Here is a 23160-nt window from a genome sequence, read left to right on the forward strand (position 1 = left end):
TCCCAGTAAGCGCTTGCATCGCAGACCCACCCACACACACCTGTTGGATCCAGAAGAAGAGAGCCGACCAATGAAGATCAGCATCCACAGAAACAGCAGGGGCGGGCGGCGCGCGGCCGCGGCCGTCGCCCTGAGCGCCGTGCTCGCGCTGACCGTGACCGCCTGCGGCGACGACGGCAGCGGCTCGGGCGGCGACAAGGGCGACGAGGGCTCGGGCAAGGGCGAGATCACCTTCTGGGACAACAACACGGCCGTCCGCCGTGACATCTGGATGGAGATCATCAAGGACTTCGAGAAGCAGAACCCCGACATCAAGGTCAACTACGTCGGAGTGCCCTCGGAGAGTGTCCAGTCCAAGTACGACACCGCCATCCAGGGCGGCGGCCTGCCGGACGTCGGCGGTGTCGGGGCCGCGATGCTCTCCGGAATCGTCGCGCAGAACGCCCTGGAGCCGCTCGACTCACGCATCAAGAAGAGCTCCCTCGAGGGCAAGCTGAACGCGGGCATGCTGGAGAGCGTCAAGGTCGCCGGCGGCGCCGACGGGCTCTACACCGTGCCCACCTCCGCCAGCAACGGCGTCCTGTACTACCGCACCGACCTCTTCAAGGCGGCCGGCGTGGACGCGCCCACCACCTGGGCGAAGTTCTACGAGGCCGCGGACAAGCTCACCAAGAAGGGGAAGAACGAGTTCGGCTACACCATCCGCGGCGGCGCCGGCTCCATCGCGCAGGCCCTGGACGCGATGTACGGCCAGAGCGGGATCACCGAGTTCTGGAAGGGCGGCAGATCGACGGTCGACGACCCGAAGAACGTCGCCGCGCTGAAGAAGTACGTCGCGCTGTACAAGAAGGACACCCCGGCCGCCGACGTCAACAACGACTTCACCAAGATGGTCGCGCAGTGGGACAGCGGCAAGATCGGCATGCTGAACCACAACCTGGGCTCCTACCAGGACCACGTGAAGGCGCTCGGCACCGGGAAGTTCCGCGGCCTGCCCCTGCCGGCCTCGGACGACGGCACCCGGGTGCAGGTCTCCAACCCGGTCGACGGACTCGGCCTGTTCAAGTCGAGCAAGAACAAGGCGGCCGCCTGGAAGTTCATCGAGTTCGCCGCGTCCCACGAGTCCAACAGCAAGTGGAACGAGTCGGCCGGCGCCATCCCCTCCAACACCGAGGCGGCCAAGGACGCGTGGATCTCCGAGGCCGAGCCGACCAAGCTCGCCGCCGAGGCGCTGAACAGCGGCAGCACCAAGATCGTGCAGCTGCCGTACTACCTGCCGGACTGGAACACCATCTCCAAGGCCGACAACGAGCCGGGCTTCCAGAAGGTCCTGCTCGGCAAGATGTCCGCCGAGGACTTCCTGGACACCCTGGCCGAGCAGTTCGACGCGGCCCAGGCGGACTGGGAGAAGAACAAGAAGTAGGGGCCCCGCCCCACTCCCACCGGTGACCGGGGCCGGCGGCGGACCACACGGTCGCGCCACGCCGCCGGCCCTTCCCCGGCCCTTTCGGAGAGGTGCGCTTCCCGCGCGGGCGGCGCCCTCCCGTTCCCCCTTCACCTGACCCTTGCCCGAAAGCGAGGCACACCAGCGTGTCCCTCACCCGCAGACAGGTCTCCGCGGCCGCCCTGGCCGCCGTCCCGCTCGCCGTCGCGGCGAGCGCCCCCGCTTCGGCGGCGAACGACTCACGAGGTTCCCGGCGCATGCGCACCCTGTACATCGCCGGTGACTCCACCGCCGCCCAGAAGTACGCCGACGCCGCCCCCGAGACCGGCTGGGGCATGGCGCTGCCGTTCTTCCTGCACACCGACGGACCCGGCGCGGTCACCGTCGCCAACCACGCCGTCAACGGCCGCAGTTCGAAGAGTTTCATCGACGAGGGGCGCCTCGACGTCATCCTCGCGTCGATCCGCCCCGGCGACCTCCTCCTCGTCCAGTTCGGCCACAACGACGAGAAGTCCGCCGACCCCACCCGCTACACCGAGCCCTGGACCACGTACCAGGACCACCTGCGCCGGTATGTCGACGGGGCGCGGGCCCGCGGGGCGCGGCCCGTGCTCGCCACCCCGGTCGAGCGCAGAAGGTTCGACGCGGACGGCAACGCACTGCCGAGCCACGGCGACTACCCGGCGGCGATGCGCGCCCTCGCCGAGGACGAGCATGTGGCCCTGCTCGACATCCAGGCCCTGTCGATCGCCCTGTGGCAGCGGCTGGGCGCCGAGGAGACCAAGACCTACTTCAACTGGACCGCGACCGAGCAGGACAACACCCACTTCAACCCGCCCGGGGCCATCGCCGTGGCCCGTCTCGTCGCCGCCGGACTGCTGCACCGCCGGGTGCTGGCGCACCGGGACGTGCGCCGGCTCGACGACGCGATTCCCGAGTCCTGGATCACCTGGCCCACCGCCTGACGGAAAGAGAGCCGCACCATGAACACACAGAAATGTCATGCGCGCGTCACAGCTGCGACGCTCGCGGGCTGCACCGCCCTGATCCTCACGGTCACCGGCACCACCGCCCAGGCGCACGGCCGCGACCTCGCCCGGCAGACCCTCGCCGCCGGTGACGGCTGGGCGTCCCAGGGCACCGGAACCACCGGCGGCTCGGCCGCCGACGCCGCCCACGTCTACACCGTCACCACCTGGGGCGAGTTCAGAGCCGCCCTCGAAGCCGGCGGCACCGCCCCGCGCATCATCAAGGTCAAGGGCACGATCGACGCCAACGCCGAGGGCTGCGCCTCCTTCGAGGCCGACGGCTACGACTTCGACCGGTACCTCGCCGACTACGCGCCCGAGACCTGGGGCATGGACACCGACCTGTCCGCCGAGCCCGACGACAGCCAGGAAGGGCTGCGCCGGGCCTCCGCCGCCGACCAGGACCGGGCCATCAAGGCGAACGTCCCCGCCGACACCACCATCGTCGGCATCGGCCGCCACGCCGGGATCAGCGGAGCCAGCCTGCAGATCAAGGGCGTCGACAACGTCATCGTCCGCAACCTCACCTTCGAGACCCCGCTCGACTGCTTCCCGCAGTGGGACCCCACCGACGGCGACACCGGCAACTGGAACTCCGAGTACGACAGCGCGGTCGTCCACGGCTCCACCCATGTCTGGCTGGACCACAACACCTTCACCGACGGCGACCACCCCGACAGCACCCTGCCCTCGTACTACGGCCGCGTCTTCCAGCAGCACGACGGCGAACTCGACATCGTCAAGGGCGCCGACTACGTCACCGCGTCCTGGAACGTCTTCACCGAGCACGACAAGACCCTGATGATCGGCAACAGCGACAGCGCGGCCACCGCCGCCGTCGACCGCGGCCACCTCAAGGTCACGCTGCACCACAACCTGTTCTCCGGGCTCGTCGAGCGCGCCCCGCGCGTCCGCTTCGGCCAGGTCGACACGTACAACAACCACTACGTCGCCGACGCCTCCTACGCCTACAGCCTCGGCATCGGCATGGAGTCCCAGCTCGTCGCCCAGTACAACGCCTTCACCCTCGCGGACGGCGTCAGCGCGGCGACGGTGCTGAAGAAGTGGAAGGAGGCGCCGGTCACCGCCGACCACAACTACGTCAACGGGCGCAGGACCGACCTCATCGCCGTGCACAACGCGGAGATCCCCGGGGAGACGCTCCAGTCCGGCGCGGGCTGGACGCCCACCCTGCGCCGCCACGTCGACCCGCCGCGCGCCGTGCCCGCGATCGTCGGCCACCGGGCCGGAGCGGGCAGGCTGCGCTGACCCGGCCCACCGGACGGGCCGGGTCGGCCGTCGGCACCACCGCCGGCTGATCCGGCCCCCCTCGGGGCCGGAGCGGCACCGCACCCGCCCGCCGCACCCGGGCGTGCCGCTCCGGCCCGGACTCCCCGCTCATCGCCTCCCCGAGCCGTACAGCCAAGGAGAACCATGCGCTCCCGCCCCACCCCCGCCGCCGTCACCAGCCGCAGGTCCTTCCTCGCCGCGAGCGCCGCGGCGGCCGGTGCCACCGCCCTCTCGCTCGCCGCCGCGGCGCCCGCCCGCGCCCGGGGCCGCTCACCGTTCGGACGCCACGGCTCCCCGGCCGCCCGGCTCGACCCCGGGACGCTCTACGTGGACGCGGCCGGCGCCGGTGACTTCACCACCGTCCAGGCCGCCGTGACCGCCGCGACCGGCAGCGGCCGCACGCTCGTCATCGCCCCCGGCACCTACCGCGAGACCGTCGCCGTACCCGCCGACCGGACCGAGGCCACCTGGATCGGCGCCTCCGGGAACCCCCGCGACGTCGTCATCGTGTACGACCACGCCAACGGCACCCCGAAGCCCGGCGGCGGCACCTACGGCACCACCGGGTCCGCGACCACCACCGTGCAGGCCGACGGGTTCACCGCACGCCACCTCACCTTCGCCAACGACTGGCTGCGCGCCGACCACCCCGAGATCACCGGCACCCAGGCCGTCGCCATCAAGGTGCAGGGCGACCGGTCGGCCTTCGAGCGGTGCCGCTTCCTCGGCCACCAGGACACCCTGTACGCCGACTCCATGGCGCTCGGCACCTTCGCCCGCCAGTACTTCACGGACTGCTACGTCGAGGGCGACGTCGACTTCGTCTTCGGCCGGGCCACCGCCGTGTTCGAGCACTGCCACTTCCACACCCTGACCCGTACGGACCTGGCGTCGGCCCCGTACGGCTTCGTCTTCGCGCCGTCCACCGCGGCCGCCAACCCGCGCGGCTACCTGGTGACCCGGGGGCGCGTCACCAGCGAAGCCCCGGACGCCTTCTACAAGCTGGCCCGCCCCTGGGTGCCCGGCTCGGACACCACCGCCCGGCCCATGCTCACCGTGCGCGACACCCACCTCGGGGCGGGCATCGACGCGGTGGAGCCGTACACCACCATGTCGGCCGGATACCCGTGGCAGGACCAGCGCTTCGCCGAGTACCGCAACACCGGCCCCGGCGCGGCCGTCACCGTCCCCGCGAACCGCCCCCAGCTCACCCGCGCCGAGGCCCGCGCGCACACCCGCGCGGCCTACCTGCGGGACTGGCGGCCGGACACCGGACGCCGCTGACCCGGGCCTTCCCCTTCGGAGGCGCGCGACGATGAACCGACCGTTCCCCGGACGGGCGAGCGCCCCCGCCGGTCGTCACCGGCGGGGGCGTTCCTCCGGCCGGCCGAGGGGGGCCCGACCGGCCGGGACCGGGGAGGCGGGGGCCTCGCCGGCGCGCGGCTACTTGTACGTGAGGTCGGACGAGGACTACCTGCAGTACGTGCCGTCGGCACCGCTTCCGATCTCCGTCGGCTCCTTGCCCGTGCTGTTGCCCTTGAAGCGGACGCACGGCTTGATCTTCCTGCCGCTGTCGCCGTGGACGCGCACCTTGGTCAGGGTCGCCGTGTCCCCGTAGTTGGAGTTGATGCCGACCAGCACCTTGCCCGGGGCCGTCACGTCGACGTCGTTCACCACGATCGTGCGCTTGTACTGCTTCGAGCAGTTGCCGCAGGAGCGGACCAGCTTGCCGAAGTTCTCGACCCGGAAGCCGGTCACGGTCAGCTTCCCCGCGCCGTTGAACTGGAACACCTTGTCCGACGCCGACCTCGCGCCGCCCCCGGTCACCGTGTACGTGGCCGACGACGACTTGCCCTTGAAGCTCGCCGCGTCCTCGCCGACGTCCAGCCACCACACGTTCTGCAGCGTGCAGCTGCCCGAGCAGTGGACGCCGTCCGCGCCCGGTGTGCCGATGATGACGTTCTTCAGGACCGCGCCGTCCTTCAGCTCGAAGACCGGGTCCTGGCCCTCGTCCTGCCCGCCGTCGCCGAGGTCGCCGCTGCCGTAGAACTTCCGCAGCTTGCCGTCGTACGTGCCCGAGACCTCGATCGTCTTCGAGACGGCCTTGTCGCCGGTGGCCTCGGGCCAGGAGGTCGCGGCACCGGCGGTGGCCAGCATCGAACTCGTGACGATCGCCGCGCCGGTGAGGCCGAAGGCGGCCACCCCGCCGACGACGGCCCGGCGCCTGGTGATCCGCCGGCGGTGACGTACGCGCTGCTCAGCTCGAGAAGTCATGTCCCGTTTCCCTGTGTGGAGGAGAGTCTTGCGTCTCCTGGTCGCCGCCCGCCGGGAAAGGGTTGCCGGTCCGGGAAAACTTTCTACGCGTCGCCGTCCCAGGGGGTGTCCCGGGCCGCGAAGCCGCCCGCCACGGACCGCTCCCGGTCCTTCGCCCGCCCGCTCGCCGCGTAGCGGTCGTCCTTGGCGTCACGGCCGCCGCGCGCGTGGTCGTACTGCCCGGCGAACACCCACTCACCGGCCGGAACGGTGCGTCCCGCCTTCAGCACCCACCGGTAGACGAGGAAGCCGTCCCGCTCGCCGACGGTCAGCGTGAAATCGTCCTCCGGCAGCGAGCGCCAGGCCCCCGTCGAGGTCACCCCGCCGGTCTGCGCGACGCGCAACTCGACGGTGAGCGACGTCAGTTCCCGCGTGGATTTCAGGGTCACATTGCTCTGTGCCCAGAAGGCGTTGCTCTGCGGGTCGACCGAGCCGTCGGACCACAGCGGCCCGTCCTCGACGCCGTCGGCGGGCGGCTTCGCCGTGGCGGGGGCGGAGTCCGGCCCCTGCGGGGTGCGCGAGGCGGACGCGTCCGGCCCCTTCGACGTGCCGGCGCTCGGCGTGGTGTCCGGCGGGAGGGGCGCCCGGCTCGTCGCGTCCGGTGACGGCAGGGGCGTGGGCGAGACACCCACCGTCTGCTGCGGCACGTCGTCCCCGACCGCCGAGGCGACCGCGTAGCCGCCCACCGCGAGGACGCCCGCGACCGCGGCCGTGGCCCCCACGACCCGCAGCCAGCCGGACACCGGGGGCCGGGCGGCGCGCGCGGGACCCGGATGCCCGTCGGCCATGCCGCGCTCGACACGGGCCAGGATGCGCGCCCGGTCCGGCTCGTGCGCCCCGGCCGCCTCGCGCAGCCCGCCGCGCAGCTCCTCGGACTCGTGCACGTCGTGAGGCCTGGTCATCGGTCCCTTCCTCCGGCTTCACCCGTGCCTGCCGCCGCCGCGTGCACCCGCTGCGCTGCCGCCCCGGTGCCCAGGAGGCGCTGCAGCTCGGCCATCCCCTTCGACGTCTGGCTCTTCACCGTACCGACCGAGACGCCCAGCGCGAGCGCGGTGTCCTTCTCCGACAGGTCGAAGGCGTGCCGCAGCACCACGCACGCCCGCTTGCGGAACGGCAGCCGGCGCAGCGCCTCCTGCACGTCGATCACCGCCGGTACGTCCGGGTTCTCGGCCTTCTCCTCGCGCTGCGACCAGAACAGCGTGATCCTCCTGCGCTCGCGCACCGCGCTGCGGATCCGGGTGCGGGCCAGGTTGGCGACCACCCCGCGCGCGTACGCCACCGGGTGGTCGGCCGCGCGGACCCGGTCCCAGCGCTTCCAGAGCGCGACCAGCGCGTCCGCCGCCAGATCGTCGGCGGCGTCGGCCTCACCGCCCGTCAGCAGGCGGGCGAACCGGGCCAGTTCGGCGTAGTGCAGCTCGAAGAACGCGTGGAACTCCTCGGAGGCGGCGTCGTCGACGACAGTGCCCACGGGCGACCCCTCCTCGCTGCGGCTCTCGGCACCGGCGGGGGTGCGGACGCGTCCCCCGGCTCCGCCGCGCGCGTCGAATGGTGGTCCGCCGCGGCGAGACCCGGAAGCGTACCAGCGTCCGTACGGAGCTTCGAACGTCGTATGGCATCCCGAACCGGGGCCCTGGGGCGGGCAGACGGCGAAGGCCGGTCCGTCCCAGGGACGAACCGGCCTTCGTGGCACACCGGGTGACCGGCCGCTAGGCCCGGCCCGGCGAACGGAGGAGACTAGGTCCCCAGTGCCGCCCGCATCATGGCCTTCGCCACCGGGGCCGCCAGGCCGTTGCCGCTGACCTCCGAACGGGCCGCGTCGGACTGCTCGACCATGACCGCGACGGCGACCTCCTCGCCCGTCGAGTCCGACGTCGCGTACGAGGTGAACCACGCGTACGGCGTCTTGCTGTTGTTCTCGCCGTGCTGGGCCGTGCCCGTCTTGCCGCCCACCGTGACCCCGGGGATGCGGGCGTTGGTGCCCGTGCCCTCCTCGACGACGGTCTCCATGGCGGAGCGCAACTGCCCGGCTGTGGACGCGCTGACGATCTCCTTGGTCTCCGTGCCGTCCTCGTAGTCCTTCAGCACGTCGCCGTCGGAGTCACTGGTCCGCGACACCATGTGCGGCGAGACCAGCTCGCCGCCGTGGGCGATGGCCGCGGACACCATGGCCATCTGCAGCGGCGTCGCCGTCACGTCGAACTGCCCGATCCCGCTCAGCCCGGTCTGCGCCTTGTCCATGTCCGACGGGTAGACGCTCGGGTGGGCGCGCACCGGCACGTCCTGCGACGCGTCGTTGAACCCGAACTTCTCCGCCATGGCCCGGACCTCGTCCTGGCCCAGGTCGACGGCCATCTTCGCGAAGACGTTGTTGCACGAGTACTGCAGGGCCACGCGGATCGAGGCGTCCTCACAGGGGGCGGACGCGTTCTCGTTCCTCAGCACGGTCGTCGTGCCCGGCAGCGTGTACGGGTTCGGGCTGTCCGTGCCGGTGTCCACGTCCTCGTACAGCCCGTCCTCCAGCGCGGCCGCCGCGACGACCAGCTTGAACGTGGAGCCCGGAGGCAGGGGCTGGCGCAGCGCCCGGTTCGTCATCGGCTTGTCCGGGTCCTTCGTCAGCTCCTTCCAGGCGCCGGAGTCCCCGGTGCTGATCCGGGTGGGGTCGTACGACGGGGTGGAGACGGCGCCCAGGATCCGGCCGGTCTTCGGGTCGATCGCGACGGCGGCGCCCTTCTTGTCGCCGAGCGCCTCGAACCCCGCCTTCTGCACGGCCGGATCGATGGTCGTGATCACATCACCCGGGTCGGCGCGCTTGCCCGTGATCGTGTCCAGCGGGTTCCTCAGATCGGTGTCCGTGCCGTCGAGGAGGTCCTGGTAGATGCCCTCCAGCTGGGTCGCCCCGAACACCTGCGAGCTGTAGCCCGTCACGGGCGCGTACAGCTCGCCGTCCGTGTACGTCCGCTTGTACGCGAGGTCGCCGCCCTTCGTCCGAGCCGAACCGGTTACCGCCTTTCCCGCCACGATGATGTTCCCGAGCGGGTTCGCGTACCTCTCTATCGCGTTCCGCCGGTTGTGCTTGCTGTCCGCGAGCGCCTGGCCGTCGTAGAACTGCACCCAGGTCGCCCTGACCAGCAGGGCGAGCACGAGCATCAGACTGAAGACGGCGGCGCGCCTGATCGTCTTGTTCATCCCGCTCAGAGGACGAGCGGAGCCGGGCGAATCGTTCCCGTCCGCCCCTGTTTCTCATGAGTCGTTCATGAAGCCCGCCTCGTACGCGGCGATCACCGCCTGGGTGCGGTCGCGGGTCGCCGTCTTCGCCAGTACGGCCGCGACGTGCGTCTTCACCGTCGAGGGGCCGACGCCCATGCGTCCGGCGATCTCGGAGTTGGTGAGCCCGGAGGCCATCAGGCGCAGCACCTCGCTCTCCCGCGCCGTGAGCCTCGCCACCCAGGGCGGCGGGGCCGGGGTGCGGCGCCGGGCGTGCTCGGCGGCCAGCGCCCGCACCGCCGAGGGGAACAGCAGGCTGTCGCTGCGCGCGACCAGCCGCACCGCCTGGACGAGCGCGTCCGCGTCCGCCCGTTTCAGCAGGAACCCGCTGGCCCCGGCCCGCAGGGCGTCGTACACGTACGCGTCGTTCTCGAAGGTGGTCACGACGACGACGCGGGGCGGGTCGGGGACCGTGGCGAGGATCCGCTCGGTCGCGCGGATGCCGTCGATCTCCGGCATGCGCACGTCCATGAGGACGACGTCGGGTGCCGTCCGGCGGACGACGGAGACGGCTTCGGCCCCGGTGGCCGCCTCGCCCACGACCTCCAGGTCCGCCTCGGCCGAGAGGATCACCCGCAGCGCGGTGCGGACCATGCGCTCGTCGTCGGCGACGACGATCCGCAGGCGCGGGGCGGCGGGCGCGGACGGGGGCCCGGCGGACTCGGGAGGGATGGGTTCGGGAACGCGGGACCCGGGAGCGACGGGTTCGGGGGCGAGCAGTTCGGGAGCGAGGGGTTCGGTGGGCGGGCCGGTCATGAGGGTCCTCTCAGGGGGAGCCGGACGTCGAGGCGCCAGACCGTGCCGCGGGGGCCCGCCGGGCGCGGACCCGCCTCGGCCGTCCCGCCGAGGAGCCGGGCCCGGTCGGAGATGCCGCGCAGGCCGTGGCCGCCGCCGGGCCGGCCCGGCGCCGCCCCGGACGCGGCCGGGTTCTCGGCGGTGATCCGCAGTTCGTCCGCGCCCCGTGCGCCGGCACCGTCGTCGTCACGGGAGTCGTCACCACCGTCGCCGTCCCCCTCGCGGACGAGGCGCAGCCGGAGCGTCACCGGAGCCGCCGGCCCCGCGTGTCTCAGGGCGTTGCTCAGGGCCTCCTGGACGATGCGGTAGGCCTCGCGGGAGACGAGCGGGGGAAGGGCGTGGACGTCCACGTCGACGTGGGCCGTCAGCTCGGACCCGCCCGCCCCGGTGCGGCGCAGCAGGCCGTCGAGGTCGTCGGCGAGGGTGGGCGCGGGCGCCGTGGAGCGGTCGTCGCCCTCCCTCAGCACCCCCAGGACCGCGTCCAGTTCGCCCACCGTGCGCCGGGTCGTCTCCTCGATCGCGGACAGGGCCTCACGGACGAAGCCGGGGTCGGTGCCGAGGACCCGGCGTGCCGCGCCCGCCTGGAGGGTGACCGCGCTCAGCGCGTGGCCGACGGAGTCGTGCAGTTCCCGGGCGAGCCGGTTGCGTACGGCGAGGTCCGCGGCGTGGCGTTCGGCGGCGGCGAGCCGGTCCTCGGGCGTGGGCCCGAGCAGGACCGGCGCCCAGCGGGCGAGCAGCAGACCGCAGGCGGCCGCGCACGCCGCGAGGGCGACCAGGATCGCTGCCCCGGCGAGCGGCGAGAGCGCCAGTGCCCAGGTGTGGCCGAACACGTCGGGCAGCCCGAGACGGGCCCCGGACAGCGCGGCGACCACCGGCAGCACGATCAGCCCCACCGCGAACGGCGGCACGGCGAGCGACATCCCCGAGACGATCCCGCCGATCCCCAGATGCAGGGTGAACCAGACGGCGGCGCGCCGGCGGGCGGCCGGGGTGCGGGCCGGTCCCTCGGCGAGACCGCCGTCGGTCCCGCACAGTGCCCGTACCGCGCCGGCCGACACGGGCCGGGTGAGCGGAAAGAGCCCGGTGACGGCCGCGAGCGGCAACCCGGCGGCGAAGGAGAGGAGTTGGAGGGGAAGCGAACCGAACGCGTACCGCGCGTCCAGGGCCGGTCCGACGAAGACCTCGCCGACCAGGACGTACGGCATCGCGAGCGCGCCGCCGAGGATGAGGTGGACCCAGCGGCGCCGTGCCCGCCGTCCGAGCAGGAACCGGGCGAGGCCGCTCACACCGGACGCCGGGCCGCCCGGCCGGCCGCGGCCCGTTCGGCGAGGAAGTGGGCGCCGAGGGCGGCCACGAGTATGCCGACGATCATCTGCCCAGCGTAGGTGAGGTTCATCGCCTGGGTGGGGCGGTCGGCGAGGTCGTTCCCGCCGCCCAGCGACGCCAGCGACACCCAGCAGCCCCAGCAGGCCGTCGCCCCCGACCCGGTCCAGGCGAGGGCGAGGGGCACCTTCAGGGACAGTCCGCGGCCCTGACGGAAGGCCAGCATCCAGGCACCGGCGACGGCGACGACGAGGAAGGCGGCGAACGTGGCCTCCAGCACGTGGAAGTCGCTGTCCCGGCCCATGGCGCGCCGGCCGCTCAGCCCGGCCGTGCTCCCGCAGGCCCACGCCGCGCGCTGGGCGAGGGGGAACAGGGCGAGGACGGCGGCGGCCACGGCGGTGGCCCGCTGGGCCGGTGCCACGGCGCTGACCGGCAGGTCGCCCGTGCGCCCGCTCCACAGATGCCGCCAGCGGTCGCGGGCGTACAGCACGAACAGGGTGCCGAGGGTCAGTCCCTGCACGATGAACCCCGTGTACACGACCCCGAACACCCACTCGTCGAGGAAGGGTTCGCCGCCCCCTCCGGTGCCCGACGTGCGGGCGCCGCCGTCGACCACCCTGACCAGCAGTTGCAGGGGATAGCCGGTCATGATCGGAGCGATCAGCCCGGTCGCGACCCACATCGGGAACGCGAGCAGCCACGCGGGCACCCGCAGCCCCCACGGCCGGGTGAGGAGCAGGGCCAGCACCACCACGGCACTGTCCAGGACGATGCTCAGGGAGTTGGCGACCGCCATGGTCGTGCGGTGCTCCAGCAGCGGACTGCCGTCGGGGATGCCGAGCCGGCTGCCGGCGACCCAGGCGGCCTTCAGGGCCAGGTAGGGCACGCAGGAGACGATGGCGGTGGCGCGCAGGGCGCGGCGTGCCCGGCCGGGGGCCGCCGGGGCACCCGGGGAGGTGCCCGCGGTGGCGGCGGAAGCGGATGTCTGGCTCATGCCTCCACGCTCCCGCGGCGGCCCCGCCCCCCACGTCGTCCCCGCCGACGATCCACCTCCGCCGGACGGGGGAGGAGGCCGGGGCCCGGTCTCCTCCCGGGCCGCGCGGGCGCCCGCTCAGTCCGCCGCGAGCGTCAGCACGACCTCCGCCGTCTCCTCGCCGCGCGCGTTCGCGTATCCGCTGGCGTGCGCGGTCACGCGGAAACCGCACTTCTCCAGGACGCGCAGCGAACCGGCGTTGTCGGCGGCGGCCCTGGCGTACAGCGGGCGCTCGCGGACCTGCGCGAGCAGGCCGCGCAGCGCGGCGGTCGCGATGCCGCGGTTCCAGTAGGCGCGGTCGATCCAGTACGTGACCTCCCGCTCGCCCGGTTCGCCGTACACGGCGGCGCTGCCGACCACGTCGCCGTCGGCCAGGACCGTCCGCAGGACGGCGGAGGAGGCGCGGTTGCGTGCCCAGTACGCGTCGAAGCCGTCGCGGTCGGCCGGGTCCTCGAGGACGAACGCGGCCATCCGGCAGGCCTCGGGGTCGTTCATCTGCCGGTAGAAGACGGGCAGGTCACTGTCGTGGACCTCGCGGAGAGCCACCTCCATGTCAGAGCCTCCGGGTCGCCAGGGTCAGCCGGTCCCGCGCGTCGAACAGCGCGTCCTTCACCATCTGCTCGTGCGCGGGCGTCAGCCGCGCCACGGGCACCGAGCAGCTGATCGCGTCGCGGGCCGGTGTGCGGTAGGGGATCGCGACGCCGAAGCAGCGCAGCCCCAGCGTGTTCTCCTCGCGGTCCACCGCGAAGCCCTGCTCCCGGACCTGGCGCAGCTCCCCGATGAGCTTCTCCCGGTCGGTGATGGTGTGCTCGGTGAGCGCGGGCAGTGTCTCCGGCAGCAGTTTGCGGACCTGCTCGTCGGTGTGGGTGGCGAGCAGCGCCTTGCCCAGCGAGGTGGAGTGCGCGGGCAGCCGGCGGCCCACCCGGGTGAAGGGGCGCAGATAGTGCTGCGACTGGCGGGTGGCCAGATAGACGACGTTCGTGCCGTCGAGACGCGCGAGGTGGATCGTCTCGGTGGTGTCGTCCGAGAGCCGGTCCAGGGTCGGCCGGGCCGCGGCCACCACCTCGTCGCCGTCGATGTACGAGGTGCCGACGAGCAGCGCCCGCACCCCGATGCCGTACCGCGTGCCCGTCGCGTCCGTCTCCACCCAGCCGAGCTCCACCAGGGTGCGCAGCAGCATGTACAGACTGGACTTGGGATAGCCGACGGCCTCCTGGACGGCCGCCAGGGAGTGCATTCCGGGCCGGCCGGCGAAGTACTCGAGCAATTCCACGGTCCGTACCGCGGACTTGACCTGAGCCCCGCCGCCTGTCTCGCCTGCCGACATCGCCCTTGACCCCTTCGTTGGACGCCAAATAGTCTCCGCATCATATTCACCATCAGAGACAGCGTTCAGTATATCGAACGCCCCTGGTGGATCGCACAGAAACTGCGGTGAGAACTGCGGCAAACATCTGGAGGGATCCGCGGTGTCAGCAGCACCAGTCTGGAGTGTCGACCCCCGTACCGGGAAGCAGCGCGAACAGGTTGCGGTGGAGGCCACAGCCCAGGAGGTCGACGAGGCGGTCCGCGCGGCCCACGCCGCCAGGGCGGCCCTGGCCGACCGGACGGTGCGCTCCGCGTTCCTGCGCACCGCGGCCGACGCGCTCGAGGGTGCCCGTGACCAGCTCGTCGAGGCCGCCGACGCCGAGACCGCCCTCGGCCCGGTCCGCCTCACCGGCGAACTCGCCCGCACCTGCTACCAGCTGCGCGCCTTCGCGGACATCGTCGACGAGGGCGCCTTCCTCGACGTGGTGATCAACCACCCCGACGACACCGCCACCCCGCCCGTCCCCGACCTGCGCCGCTACAAGGTGCCGCTCGGCGTCGTCGCCGTCTACTCCGCCTCCAACTTCCCGTTCGCCTTCTCCGTCGCGGGCGGGGACACCGCGAGCGCGCTCGCCGCGGGCTGCCCGGTCGTCGTCAAGGCACACCCCGACCACCCGGGCCTGTCCGAGCTGGTCGCCGCCACCCTGCGCCGGGCCGCCGCCGGGCACGGCATCCCCGCCGGGGTCGTCGGCCTCGTGCACGGTTTCGAGGCGGGCGTCGCGCTCGTCACGCACCCGCTGGTCACCGCCGCCGGTTTCACCGGTTCCGTACGCGGCGGCCGTGCCCTCTTCGACGCGGCGGCGGCGCGGCCGGTGCCGATCCCCTTCCACGGCGAGCTGGGCTCGCTGAACCCCGTCGTGATCACCGAGGCGGCCGCCGCCGAGCGCGCCGAGGCGATCGGCGCCGGGCTCGCGGGCTCGATGACGCTCGGCGTCGGCCAGTTCTGCGTCAAGCCCGGACTCGTCCTCGCCCCGGCCGGCGCGGCGGGCGACCGGCTGGTCAAGTCCCTCACGGACGCCGTCAGCGACACCGACGCCGGAGTCCTGCTCGACCACCGGATGCGGGACAACTTCATCGCCGGTGTCACCGAGCGCTCCGGCCTGCCCGACGTGGACGCCCCGGTGACCGCCGGCGCGGGCGGCGAGCACACGGTGAGCCCCGGCTTCCTGACCGTGCCGGCCGGCCGGCTGGCCGCCGAGGGCGAGCACGACCTGCTCCTGGAGGAGTGCTTCGGACCGCTCACGGTCGTCGCCCGCTACGAGGACGACGCCGAGGCCCGCGCCCTCCTGTCCCGGCTGCCCGGCAACCTCACCGCGACCGTGCACCTCTCCGCCGAGGAGGCCGCCGGGCAGGGCCGCGGCGCCGAGATCCTCGCCGAGCTGACCCCGCTCGCCGGACGCGTCCTGGTCAACGGCTGGCCGACCGGCGTCGCCGTCGCCCCCGCCCAGCACCACGGCGGCCCCTACCCGGCGACGACGTCCACCTCGACCTCCGTCGGCGGGACGGCCATCGAGCGCTGGCTGCGTCCGGTCGCGTACCAGAACGCGCCCGAGGCCCTGCTGCCGCCCGAGCTGCGCGACGACAACCCGCTGGGGCTGCCGCGCCGTTACGACGGCCGGCTGGAGCGCTGAGGGCGCACTCCGGCGCACGGTCGGGATGCGACACTCTGCGGATGGACGTGGAACTTCCCGAACTCCCCTTCGCCCTCCGTACGTACGGTCCCGACGGGAACTGGTCGTACGAGGACGGCGTACTCACCGGCTGGGCGGGCCCGAGGCAGGACCGCTTCGTGCCCCCCACCGGTGAGGCCCTCGACCCCGCATCCGACGCGCCCCGGCTGCTCGGCGCCCCGGAGGGCGACTTCCAGCTGATCGCCCGCGTCACCGTCGGCTTCGCGGCGTCCTTCGACGCCGGACTGCTCTACGTCCACGTGGGCGAGCGTGCCTGGGCGAAGCTCTGCCTGGAGTACTCCCCGGACGTCCCCACCGTCTGCACGGTGGTGACCCGCGAGCACTCCGACGACGCCAACTCCTTCACGGTCGACGGCGCCTCCGGTTGGCTGCGGGTCAGCCGCACCGGCCGGGCCTTCGCCTTCCACGCCTCCCGCGACGGAGTGACCTGGACCTTCGTCCGCCTGTTCACCCTGGGCGGAGAGAAGGAGACCGGCGCCGCCCTGATCGGCTTCATGACCCAGTCCCCGATGGGCGAGGGCTGCGTCGTCACCTACGACCACATCGAGTTCCGCCCGAACTGGCCAGAGGACCTGCGGGACGGCCGCTGACCGACGTCCGGCGGCCGACGCCCGGCGCCGGCCGCCGCGGCCGGGGGAATACCCCGATGCGCTTGAACGTTCACGTACCGAGCGGAGGCACCTCTCCGTGCCCGTACGACCCGAGAGAAGCCGAAGCATGCGCGTCGAGATCTGGACGGACATCGCCTGCCCCTGGTGTTACGTGGGGAAGGCCCGGTTCGACAAGGCGCTCGACGCCTTCCCGCACCGCGACCGGGTCGAGGTGGTGCACCGCTCCTTCGAGCTCGACCCGCACCGCGCGAAGGGCGACACCGGGGCCGTGCTGCCGATGCTGGCGAAGAAGTACGGCATGAGCGAGGCGCAGGCCCGGGCCGCCGAGGAGAACCTGGGCGCGAACGCCGCCGCCGAGGGTCTGGAGTACCGCACCGAGGGCCGTGACCACGGCAACACCTTCGACATGCACCGGCTGCTGCACCTCGCCGGGGAGCACGGCCGCCAGGACGAGCTGATCGGTCTCCTCTACCGGGCGAACTTCGCCGAGGAGCGGTCCGTCTTCGACGACGACGAACGCCTCGTGGAACTCGCCGTCGCCGCCGGACTGGACGCCGGCGCCGCCCGCGCCGTGCTCGCCGACCCCACCGCGTACGCCGACGCCGTGCGTGCCGACGAGCGCGAGGCCGCCGAGCTGGGCGCGAGCGGCGTCCCCTTCTTCGTCCTCGACCGCGCCTACGGCGTCTCCGGAGCCCAGCCCACCGAGGTCTTCACCCGTGCGCTGGAGCAGGCGTGGGACGCGCGCCCGCGGCTCACCCCGGTCCAGGCCGCGGACGGCGCGACGGCCGACGACGCCGGGGCCTGCGGCCCGGACGGGTGCGCGGTCCCGGGGCACTGACCACGATCGCCGCAGGTCGGGCGGACGTATAAGCGATGCTTGGCGAAACCACGTAGAACTCCGCAATGGACGGGGAGGTCCGGGGGCCGCACAGTGGTCCCATGGAGACCTTCGAGAGCCTCGTACGCGCCGAGTTCGCCCCGGAGAACACCTATCTGAACACCGCGAGCACCGGACTGCTGCCGGCCCGCACGGTGAAGGCCATGCGGGCCGCCGTCGAGTCGGTGGCCGCCGGGCAGCCGCAGGACATGTTCGCGGACGTGGAGGAGTCGCGGGCCGCCTTCGCCCGGCTGGCCGGCGTCCCCGGCGGCCGTGTCGCGGCCGGTGCCTCGGTCGCCGTCCACACCGGCCTGATCGCGGCCTCGCTCCCCGCGGGCGCCGAAGTCCTCACCGCCGAGGCCGACTTCACCTCCGTCGTCAACCCCTTCCACATCCGCGGCGACCTCAAGGTCCGCGCCGTCCCGCTGGAGCGGATCGCCGAGTCGGTGCGCCCCGGCACGGCGCTCGTCGCCGTCAGCGCCGCGCAGTCGGCCGACGGCCGGATCGCCGACCTGCCCGCGATCCGCGAGGCCGCGCGGACCCACGGGGCCCGCACCTACATCGACGTGTCCCAGGCCGCCGGATGGCTGCCCGTCGAGGCGGACGCGTACGACTTCGTGTCCTCCGTCGCCTTCAAGTGGCTGACCTGCCCGCGCGGCGTCGCCTTCCTGGTCGTCCCCGAGGACCTCGGCGGCCTCACCCCCGTGTTCGCGGGCTGGGTGGCGGGGGAGCGCCCCTGGGACAGCTGCTACGGCCCCGTCGAGGAACTCGCCCACTCCGCCCGGCGGTTCGACGAGAGCCCCAGCCTGTTCTCGTACGCGGGCGCCCGGCACTCCCTCGCGCTCATCGAACAACTCGGGGTGGACGCCGTGCGCGCCCACGACCTGGCGCTCGCCGACCGCTTCCGCGCGGGCCTCGCCGAGCTGGGCCGGGAGCCGTTGCCCGCGCCCGGGTCGCCCATCGTGTCGGTGCCCGGCCTCGGCGGCAGGCAGGGCGAGCTGAGCCGGGCGGGGATCGAGGTCTCCGACCGGGCGGGCAACCTGCGGGCCGCCTTCCACCTCTACAACACCCCCGAGGACGTCGACCGCCTGCTCGACGCGCTCTCCGGCTGACCCGGCCCGGACGCGCACATGGCCCGGCTCGGCGCTCCCCCCGGAGGGAGGGGCGCCGAGCCGGGCCATGGACGTGCGGGAGGTCTCCTACTTCACCGGAGTGAAGTCCCGGGCTCCTATGAACTCGGGGCGCCGGACCGGTGCCGCGAAGGGCTCGACCGCCGCGTTCTCCACGCTGTTGAAGACGATGAAGACGTTGCTGCGCGGGAACGGGGTGATGTTGTCCCCGGAGCCGTGCATGCAGTTGCAGTCGAACCAGGTCGCCGAACCCGCCTTGCCGGTGAACAGCTTGATGCCGTGCCGGGTGGCGAAGTCCGTCAGGGCCTCGTCCGAGGGCGTGCCCGCGTCCTGCATCTGCAGCGACTTCTTGTAGTTGTCCTTCGGCGTGGCCCCCGCGCACCCGAGGAACGTCCTGTGCGACCCCGGCATGATCATGAGACCGCCGTTGGTGTCGTAGTTCTCGGTGAGCGCGATCGAGACGGACACCGTCCGCATGTTCGGCAGACCGTCCTCGGCGTGCCAGGTCTCGAAGTCCGAGTGCCAGTAGAAGCCACTCGCGCCGAAACCGGGCTTGACGTTGATCCGGGACTGGTGGACGTACACGTCCGAGCCGAGGATCTGCCGCGCCCGGCCGACCACGCGCTCGTCGCGCACCAGACGGGCGAAGACCTCGCTGATCCGGTGGACCTCGAAGACCGACCGGATCTCCTGGGACTGCGGCTCGACGATGGAGCGCTCGTCGGCCCGGATCGCCGGGTCGGTGACCAGCCGCTCCAGCTCCTCGCGGTAGACCGCGACCTCGGCCGCGCCGATGAGTTCCTCGACCGCGAGGAAGCCGTCGCGCTCGAAGCCCTCCAGCTCGGCCGTCGCGAGGGGCCCGGGCGTGCCCGGCGCGCCCCACACCACGGGGTCCTTGCGGTCCACGCGCACCTCGGTGGCGCCGCGGCTCGGATAGAGGTCGGTGATCCTCTCGGGGGTGACGGTCATGGTGATCAGACCTCCTCGGTCAGCAGCGGGTAGACGCCGTTCTCGTCGTGGTCCTCCCGTCCGGTGACGGGCGGATTGAAGACGCAGACGCAGCGGAAGTCGCTCTTGGGGCGCATGGTGTGACGCTCGTGGCCGTCCAGCAGGTACATCGTCCCGGGCGTGATCCAGTGCTTCTCGCCGGTCTCGTCGTCGGTCAGTTCGGCCTCGCCCTCGACGCAGAGCACGGCCTCGATGTGGTTCGCGTACCACATCGACGTCTCCGTACCCGCGTACAGGATCGTCTCGTGCAGGGAGAAGCCGACGCCCTCCTTGGCCAGCACGATCCTCTTGCTCTCCCACGTGCCGGTCTTGGCCTTCACATGACGGTCGGTTCCCTCGATGTCCTTGAACGATCGGACGATCACGGTGAGTCGCTGCCTCTCTGCTTGTCCGTACGGTGTGCGTGTACGGCCTTGTTCGTGGCCTGCTTCGCGCGGCCCTGTGCGTACGCTGGTCAGACCGCCGTCTCGCGGACGGCGCGGGCGAGGGTGCGCAGGCCCTCGTCCAGTTCGTCGGGCGTGATCGTCAGCGCCGGGAGGAGCTTGACGACCTCGCTCTGGGGGCCCGAGGTCTCGATGAGCAGACCGAGTTCGAAGGCCCGCCGGGCCACCCGGCCCGCACGCTCCTTGTCGTGGAACTCCAGGCCCCACACCAGGCCGCGGCCCCGGTACTCCTTGACGTCGGCGAGGTTCTCCTCGGTGATGGAGATGAACGCCTGCTCGACCTGCTCGCCGCGGGCGCGGGTCTGCTTCTCCATCGCCGACCCGTCGGCCCAGTAGGCCTCCAGGGTCGCCGCCGCCGTCACGAACGCCGGGTTGTTGCCGCGGAACGTGCCGTTGTGCTCGCCCGGCTCCCAGATGTCGAGCCCGGGCTTGAACAGGGTCAGGGCCATGGGGAGCCCGTACCCGCTGATGGACTTCGACACCGTCACGATGTCCGGTGTGATGCCCGCCTCCTCGAAGGAGAAGAACGCGCCGGTGCGCCCGCAGCCCATCTGGATGTCGTCGACGATCAGCAGCATGTCCTGGCGCTCGCACAGCTCGGCCAGCGCGCGCAGCCACTCGGCCCGGGCGACGTTGATGCCGCCCTCGCCCTGCACGGTCTCCACGATCACCGCGGCCGGCTTGTTGAGGCCGGAGCCCTGGTCCTCCAGGAGCCGCTCGAACCAGAGGAAGTCCTCGACCGTGCCGTCGAAGTAGTTGTCGAACGGCATCGGGGTGCCGTGCACCAGCGGCACACCGGCCCCGGCCCGCTTGAAGGCGTTGCCGGTGACGGCGAGCGAGCCGAGCGACATGCCGTGGAAGGCGTTGGTGAACGAGACGATCGCCTCGCGGCCCTTCACCTTTCGCGCCAGCTTGAGCGCCGACTCGACGGCGTTGGTGCCCGTCGGGCCCGGGAACATGACCTTGTAGGGCAGGTCGCGCGGGCGCAGGATCAGGTTCTGGAAGGACTCGAGGAAGGCCCGCTTGGCCGTCGTCGACATGTCGAGACCGTGGGTGACGCCGTCCCGCTCCAGGTAGTCGATGAGGGCGCGTTTGAGGACCGGGTTGTTGTGGCCGTAGTTGAGCGAACCGGCTCCGGCGAAGAAGTCCAGGTAGGCGTGGCCGTCCTCGTCGTACATGGTGCTGCCCTGGGCCCGGTCGAAGACGGTGGGCCAGGCGCGGCAGTAGCTGCGCACCTCCGACTCCAGGGTCTGGAAGACGCTCAGATCGGGCTGGGTGATGGTCACAGCGAATCTCCTCCTGGGAGATGAAAGTCGTGGGGTACCCGGGGACGAACTCGGTCAGAAGGTCAGCGGCCCTATGCGGTACAGCACCTCGGGGTCGTGCGGGCCGTCGGGGAACTGCCCTGTGTCGAACAGGACCTCCCGCTCGACGGTCGCGCCGTGGCGTGCGGCGTACGAGGTGAACAGGCGCTCGGACGCGGTGTTCCCGGGGGCGATCGTGGTCTCCAGCGACGTGAGCCGCTGCTCACGCGCGACCCGTGCCGTCAGCCCGTCCAGCAGCGCGCCGGCCAGTCCGCGTCCGCGGCACACGGCGTCGACGGCCACCTGCCACACCAGGAGGGTGCGGGGGCGCTCGGGGCGTACGTATCCGGTGACGAAACCGACGGGGGTGCCCTCCTCGTCGCGTGCCACCGCGGAGGTGCCGGCGAAGTCACGGCACCACAGCAGGTAGCTGTACGAGGAGTTCAGGTCGAGAGTTTCGGAGTCCCTGGCGATCCGCCAGAGAGCGGCCCCGTCGGCCACCTCCGGACGGTCGATCCGCAGGCCCTCCGGCATTTCCAGGAATTCCGCTTGCAGGTCTGCTTGTGCGGCGGTCATGCGGGTTGAATTTACCGAGGGAAAATCGAAATTGCATCGCCGGAAAGGGTTGGGTGCAGCGACCTGATGTGTTATCACGCGGGCGCGCACGATCGCGCGAGATGGCGTCGGAAGATCCCTGTTTGCCCGGAAAATAGGGGAGGAACCGGACTGGTTGTGGAGTCCGTCACAACTCCATAACCGTCCGGTGACGGGGTCGGATCACGTCGAATGACGTCCGCGAAATCTCTGGGTTTAGGCCCGAAAAAAGCGGGCAGAAGAACACGGGAAGCTGCACCCGGTATTAAAAGCAGGATAAGTGCGGTGGAAGGCAGTGAAAGAAAAGGAAGTGTGGAATTCCTATTCCTTTCCGCTGCGTGATCGGACGCTTTCGCTGCGTCCGCCCTTCGCACGGACGCATGTCGGCGTCCCTGGGCGCCGGGCGCCCCTCACTGCCAGGCGTCCTCGCGCGTCAGGCGTCCCCGGGCGTCAGGGCGCCGCTCAGTGCCAGGCGTCCGTCGCCGCGCGCCGCGCCGCTTCCAGGTCCACCGTCCGGCCCGACTCGGCCAGCGCCGCGCCCACCGCGGCCAGGCAGGCCAGCACGGCGCCCCGGGTGGCGTCGCCTCCGTAGTGGTTCACCCGGATCATCTCCCGGGCGAGCGCGCCCCCGCCGGCGGCCAGCGGCAGCGCCGGGTCGGCGGCCAGTGCCAGGGCGACCAGCTCGGAGGCGTCGGTCCCCGGGGGCGTCCGCAGGGTCGTGGCGACCGGCGCGGCGTCCGCGGCCTCGCGGACGTACGGCTCCAGCCCGCCGCCGAGGGTGAGCGCACCCGCGCGGGTCGCCGCGGCGGCCGACGCGTGGCGGGCCATCACCACGTCCGGCCCCTCCGACTCGATGCGCTCCAGGCACGCCTCCAGTGCCAGCATCTCCAGCTGGGCCGGAGCGTGCGGCAGCGCCTTGCGGCCGCCGTCGATCCAGCGCTCCTTCCAGTCGAGGAGGGAGAGGTACGAACGCCGGGGCGCCCGGGGGTTCGCGGCCATCCGTGCCCACGCCCGCTCGCTCACGGAGACCGCGGAGACGCCCGCGGGGCCGCCCATCGCCTTCTGGGCGCCGATCACGCACAGGTCGATGCCCCACGCGTCGGGCAGCACCGGCTCGGCGCCGACCGACGCGACCGCGTCCACGTAGAACAGCGCGCCGTGCTCCCGCACCGCCTCGCCGATCTCCGCGACCGGGTTCGTGTTGCCGGTGGCCGCCTCCGCGTGCACCAGGGACACGAAGTCGGTCTCCGGGTGCTCGGCCAGCGCCTCACGGATCCGCGCGGCGGTGACCGCCGTGTGGAACGGCACGGCGAGGTCGTGCACGGTAGCGCCGCAGTCCCGCAGCCAGTCGCCGAAGGTCTGCCCGTAGGGGCCGGTGATCACGTTGAGGGCGGTGGTGCCGGGTCCGGCGGCCGAACGGATGGCTCCCTCGAGCGGCAGCAGCGCCTCGCCCTGCGTGATCAGGACGTCCTGCGTGGTGGAGAGCAGCCGTGCCACGCGGTCCTCGATCGCCGCGAAGTGGGTGGCGCTCAGCGGGGCCAGGTCCAGGAAGGGGTGCGTCACGGTGGTGCTTCTCTCGCTCAGCGGGGCAATAGATCAGAAGATAACAACAGCCCCAGAGGCCTCAGGGCGGGCGGACACCGG

General features: G+C 72.4%; 22 protein-coding genes. 8 read left to right on the forward strand and 14 right to left on the reverse strand.

Going from position 1 to position 23160, the window contains the following annotated elements:
- The first annotated feature begins 70 nt into the window (after positions 1-70).
- The 4 genes from ACFY93_RS27390 (at position 71) to ACFY93_RS27405 (ending at position 5046) form a co-directional block, all read left to right on the forward strand.
- Entirely contained in the window at positions 71-1423 is a 1353-nt protein-coding gene (locus tag ACFY93_RS27390) for an extracellular solute-binding protein (protein WP_391363849.1), read from the forward strand.
- 167 nt (positions 1424-1590) lie between these two features.
- Positions 1591-2409: a GDSL-type esterase/lipase family protein gene (locus ACFY93_RS27395; RefSeq protein WP_391363850.1), complete on the forward strand. Its 819-nt coding sequence runs from the start codon at positions 1591-1593 to the stop codon at positions 2407-2409.
- 18 nt (positions 2410-2427) lie between these two features.
- Positions 2428-3741, forward strand: a complete 1314-nt coding sequence (locus tag ACFY93_RS27400; RefSeq protein ID WP_391363852.1) for a polysaccharide lyase family 1 protein — start codon at positions 2428-2430, stop codon at positions 3739-3741.
- A 165-nt stretch (positions 3742-3906) separates the two neighbouring features.
- Complete coding sequence (locus tag ACFY93_RS27405) at positions 3907-5046, forward strand: pectinesterase family protein (RefSeq protein WP_391363854.1); 1140 nt, start codon at positions 3907-3909, stop codon at positions 5044-5046.
- A 186-nt stretch (positions 5047-5232) separates the two neighbouring features.
- On the opposite strand, the gene ACFY93_RS27410 is transcribed toward ACFY93_RS27405, so the two are convergent.
- From ACFY93_RS27410 to ACFY93_RS27450, 9 genes are all read right to left on the reverse strand, one after another.
- Positions 5233-6036, reverse strand: coding sequence for a pectate lyase (locus ACFY93_RS27410; RefSeq protein ID WP_391363855.1), 804 nt, complete (start codon positions 6034-6036; stop codon positions 5233-5235).
- An 83-nt stretch (positions 6037-6119) separates the two neighbouring features.
- Positions 6120-6977, reverse strand: a complete 858-nt coding sequence (locus ACFY93_RS27415; RefSeq protein WP_391363857.1) for a hypothetical protein — start codon at positions 6975-6977, stop codon at positions 6120-6122.
- Positions 6974-7543 carry a SigE family RNA polymerase sigma factor gene (locus ACFY93_RS27420; RefSeq protein ID WP_391363858.1) on the reverse strand — a complete coding sequence of 190 codons (570 nt, stop codon included), beginning with the start codon at positions 7541-7543 and terminating at the stop codon, positions 6974-6976. The genes ACFY93_RS27415 and ACFY93_RS27420 overlap by 4 nt, the downstream gene beginning before the upstream one ends.
- 266 nt (positions 7544-7809) lie before the next feature.
- A complete protein-coding gene (locus tag ACFY93_RS27425) occupies positions 7810-9261 on the reverse strand; it encodes a penicillin-binding transpeptidase domain-containing protein (protein WP_391363860.1) in 1452 nt (483 codons plus the stop codon).
- Positions 9262-9315: 54 nt separating this feature from the next.
- Entirely contained in the window at positions 9316-9933 is a 618-nt protein-coding gene (locus ACFY93_RS27430; RefSeq protein ID WP_391364019.1) for a response regulator, read from the reverse strand.
- 158 nt (positions 9934-10091) lie between these two features.
- Complete coding sequence (locus tag ACFY93_RS27435) at positions 10092-11420, reverse strand: histidine kinase (RefSeq protein WP_391363862.1); 1329 nt, start codon at positions 11418-11420, stop codon at positions 10092-10094.
- On the reverse strand, positions 11417-12451 hold the full coding sequence (locus tag ACFY93_RS27440; protein WP_391363863.1) for a hypothetical protein: 1035 nt from the start codon (positions 12449-12451) through the stop codon (positions 11417-11419). The genes ACFY93_RS27435 and ACFY93_RS27440 overlap by 4 nt, the downstream gene beginning before the upstream one ends.
- Before the next feature lie 117 nt (positions 12452-12568).
- Positions 12569-13042, reverse strand: coding sequence for a GNAT family N-acetyltransferase (locus ACFY93_RS27445; RefSeq protein ID WP_391363864.1), 474 nt, complete (start codon positions 13040-13042; stop codon positions 12569-12571).
- Position 13043: 1 nt separating this feature from the next.
- Positions 13044-13817: an IclR family transcriptional regulator C-terminal domain-containing protein gene (locus ACFY93_RS27450; RefSeq protein WP_391363866.1), complete on the reverse strand. Its 774-nt coding sequence runs from the start codon at positions 13815-13817 to the stop codon at positions 13044-13046.
- A gap of 142 nt (positions 13818-13959) precedes the next feature.
- On the opposite strand from ACFY93_RS27450, the gene ACFY93_RS27455 reads away from it, so the two are divergent.
- The 4 genes from ACFY93_RS27455 to ACFY93_RS27470 all read left to right on the forward strand — a co-directional run bounded on the left by ACFY93_RS27455 (position 13960) and on the right by ACFY93_RS27470 (position 18149).
- Positions 13960-15489 (forward strand): aldehyde dehydrogenase family protein, encoded by a 1530-nt coding sequence (locus ACFY93_RS27455; protein ID WP_391363867.1) that lies wholly within the window; start codon positions 13960-13962, stop codon positions 15487-15489.
- A gap of 41 nt (positions 15490-15530) precedes the next feature.
- Complete coding sequence (locus ACFY93_RS27460; protein WP_391363868.1) at positions 15531-16139, forward strand: DUF1349 domain-containing protein; 609 nt, start codon at positions 15531-15533, stop codon at positions 16137-16139.
- 127 nt (positions 16140-16266) lie between these two features.
- Positions 16267-16998, forward strand: coding sequence for a DsbA family protein (locus tag ACFY93_RS27465; protein ID WP_391363869.1), 732 nt, complete (start codon positions 16267-16269; stop codon positions 16996-16998).
- Positions 16999-17063: 65 nt separating this feature from the next.
- Positions 17064-18149 carry an aminotransferase class V-fold PLP-dependent enzyme gene (locus tag ACFY93_RS27470; RefSeq protein WP_391363871.1) on the forward strand — a complete coding sequence of 362 codons (1086 nt, stop codon included), beginning with the start codon at positions 17064-17066 and terminating at the stop codon, positions 18147-18149.
- An 87-nt stretch (positions 18150-18236) separates the two neighbouring features.
- Here the strand turns inward: ACFY93_RS27470 and thpD are convergent, their stop codons facing one another.
- The 5 genes from thpD to ACFY93_RS27495 all read right to left on the reverse strand — a co-directional run bounded on the left by thpD (position 18237) and on the right by ACFY93_RS27495 (position 23079).
- Complete coding sequence (gene thpD / locus ACFY93_RS27475) at positions 18237-19136, reverse strand: ectoine hydroxylase (RefSeq protein WP_391363873.1); 900 nt, start codon at positions 19134-19136, stop codon at positions 18237-18239.
- A 5-nt stretch (positions 19137-19141) separates the two neighbouring features.
- Positions 19142-19540: an ectoine synthase gene (locus tag ACFY93_RS27480; protein WP_391363875.1), complete on the reverse strand. Its 399-nt coding sequence runs from the start codon at positions 19538-19540 to the stop codon at positions 19142-19144.
- A gap of 89 nt (positions 19541-19629) precedes the next feature.
- A complete protein-coding gene (ectB, locus tag ACFY93_RS27485) occupies positions 19630-20904 on the reverse strand; it encodes a diaminobutyrate--2-oxoglutarate transaminase (RefSeq protein ID WP_391363877.1) in 1275 nt (424 codons plus the stop codon).
- A 54-nt stretch (positions 20905-20958) separates the two neighbouring features.
- Positions 20959-21498: a diaminobutyrate acetyltransferase gene (ectA, locus tag ACFY93_RS27490; RefSeq protein ID WP_391363878.1), complete on the reverse strand. Its 540-nt coding sequence runs from the start codon at positions 21496-21498 to the stop codon at positions 20959-20961.
- Positions 21499-21978: 480 nt separating this feature from the next.
- Positions 21979-23079: an aminotransferase class V-fold PLP-dependent enzyme gene (locus tag ACFY93_RS27495; RefSeq protein WP_391363880.1), complete on the reverse strand. Its 1101-nt coding sequence runs from the start codon at positions 23077-23079 to the stop codon at positions 21979-21981.
- Positions 23080-23160 lie beyond the last annotated feature (81 nt).

This window comes from Streptomyces sp. NPDC008313 (genome assembly GCF_042956125.1).
Lineage (GTDB): Bacteria > Actinomycetota > Actinomycetes > Streptomycetales > Streptomycetaceae > Streptomyces.

What these genes read in the sequence shown, in the direction of transcription:
- ACFY93_RS27425 (WP_391363860.1), bottom strand. Translation starts at nt 9,261, where the DNA reads ATGAACAAGACGATCAGGCGCGCCGCCGTCTTCAGTCTGATGCTCGTG.
- thpD (WP_391363873.1), bottom strand. Translation starts at nt 19,136, where the DNA reads ATGACCGTCACCCCCGAGAGGATCACCGACCTCTATCCGAGCCGCGGC.
- ACFY93_RS27450 (WP_391363866.1), bottom strand. Translation starts at nt 13,817, where the DNA reads ATGTCGGCAGGCGAGACAGGCGGCGGGGCTCAGGTCAAGTCCGCGGTA.
- ectA (WP_391363878.1), bottom strand. Translation starts at nt 21,498, where the DNA reads ATGACCGCCGCACAAGCAGACCTGCAAGCGGAATTCCTGGAAATGCCG.
- ACFY93_RS27410 (WP_391363855.1), bottom strand. Translation starts at nt 6,036, where the DNA reads ATGACTTCTCGAGCTGAGCAGCGCGTACGTCACCGCCGGCGGATCACC.
- ACFY93_RS27430 (WP_391364019.1), bottom strand. Translation starts at nt 9,933, where the DNA reads ATGGTCCGCACCGCGCTGCGGGTGATCCTCTCGGCCGAGGCGGACCTG.
- ACFY93_RS27405 (WP_391363854.1), top strand. Translation starts at nt 3,907, where the DNA reads ATGCGCTCCCGCCCCACCCCCGCCGCCGTCACCAGCCGCAGGTCCTTC.
- ACFY93_RS27440 (WP_391363863.1), bottom strand. Translation starts at nt 12,451, where the DNA reads ATGAGCCAGACATCCGCTTCCGCCGCCACCGCGGGCACCTCCCCGGGT.
- ACFY93_RS27415 (WP_391363857.1), bottom strand. Translation starts at nt 6,977, where the DNA reads ATGACCAGGCCTCACGACGTGCACGAGTCCGAGGAGCTGCGCGGCGGG.
- ACFY93_RS27445 (WP_391363864.1), bottom strand. Translation starts at nt 13,042, where the DNA reads ATGGAGGTGGCTCTCCGCGAGGTCCACGACAGTGACCTGCCCGTCTTC.
- ACFY93_RS27390 (WP_391363849.1), top strand. Translation starts at nt 71, where the DNA reads ATGAAGATCAGCATCCACAGAAACAGCAGGGGCGGGCGGCGCGCGGCC.
- ACFY93_RS27460 (WP_391363868.1), top strand. Translation starts at nt 15,531, where the DNA reads ATGGACGTGGAACTTCCCGAACTCCCCTTCGCCCTCCGTACGTACGGT.
- ACFY93_RS27465 (WP_391363869.1), top strand. Translation starts at nt 16,267, where the DNA reads ATGCGCGTCGAGATCTGGACGGACATCGCCTGCCCCTGGTGTTACGTG.
- ACFY93_RS27470 (WP_391363871.1), top strand. Translation starts at nt 17,064, where the DNA reads ATGGACGGGGAGGTCCGGGGGCCGCACAGTGGTCCCATGGAGACCTTC.
- ACFY93_RS27400 (WP_391363852.1), top strand. Translation starts at nt 2,428, where the DNA reads ATGAACACACAGAAATGTCATGCGCGCGTCACAGCTGCGACGCTCGCG.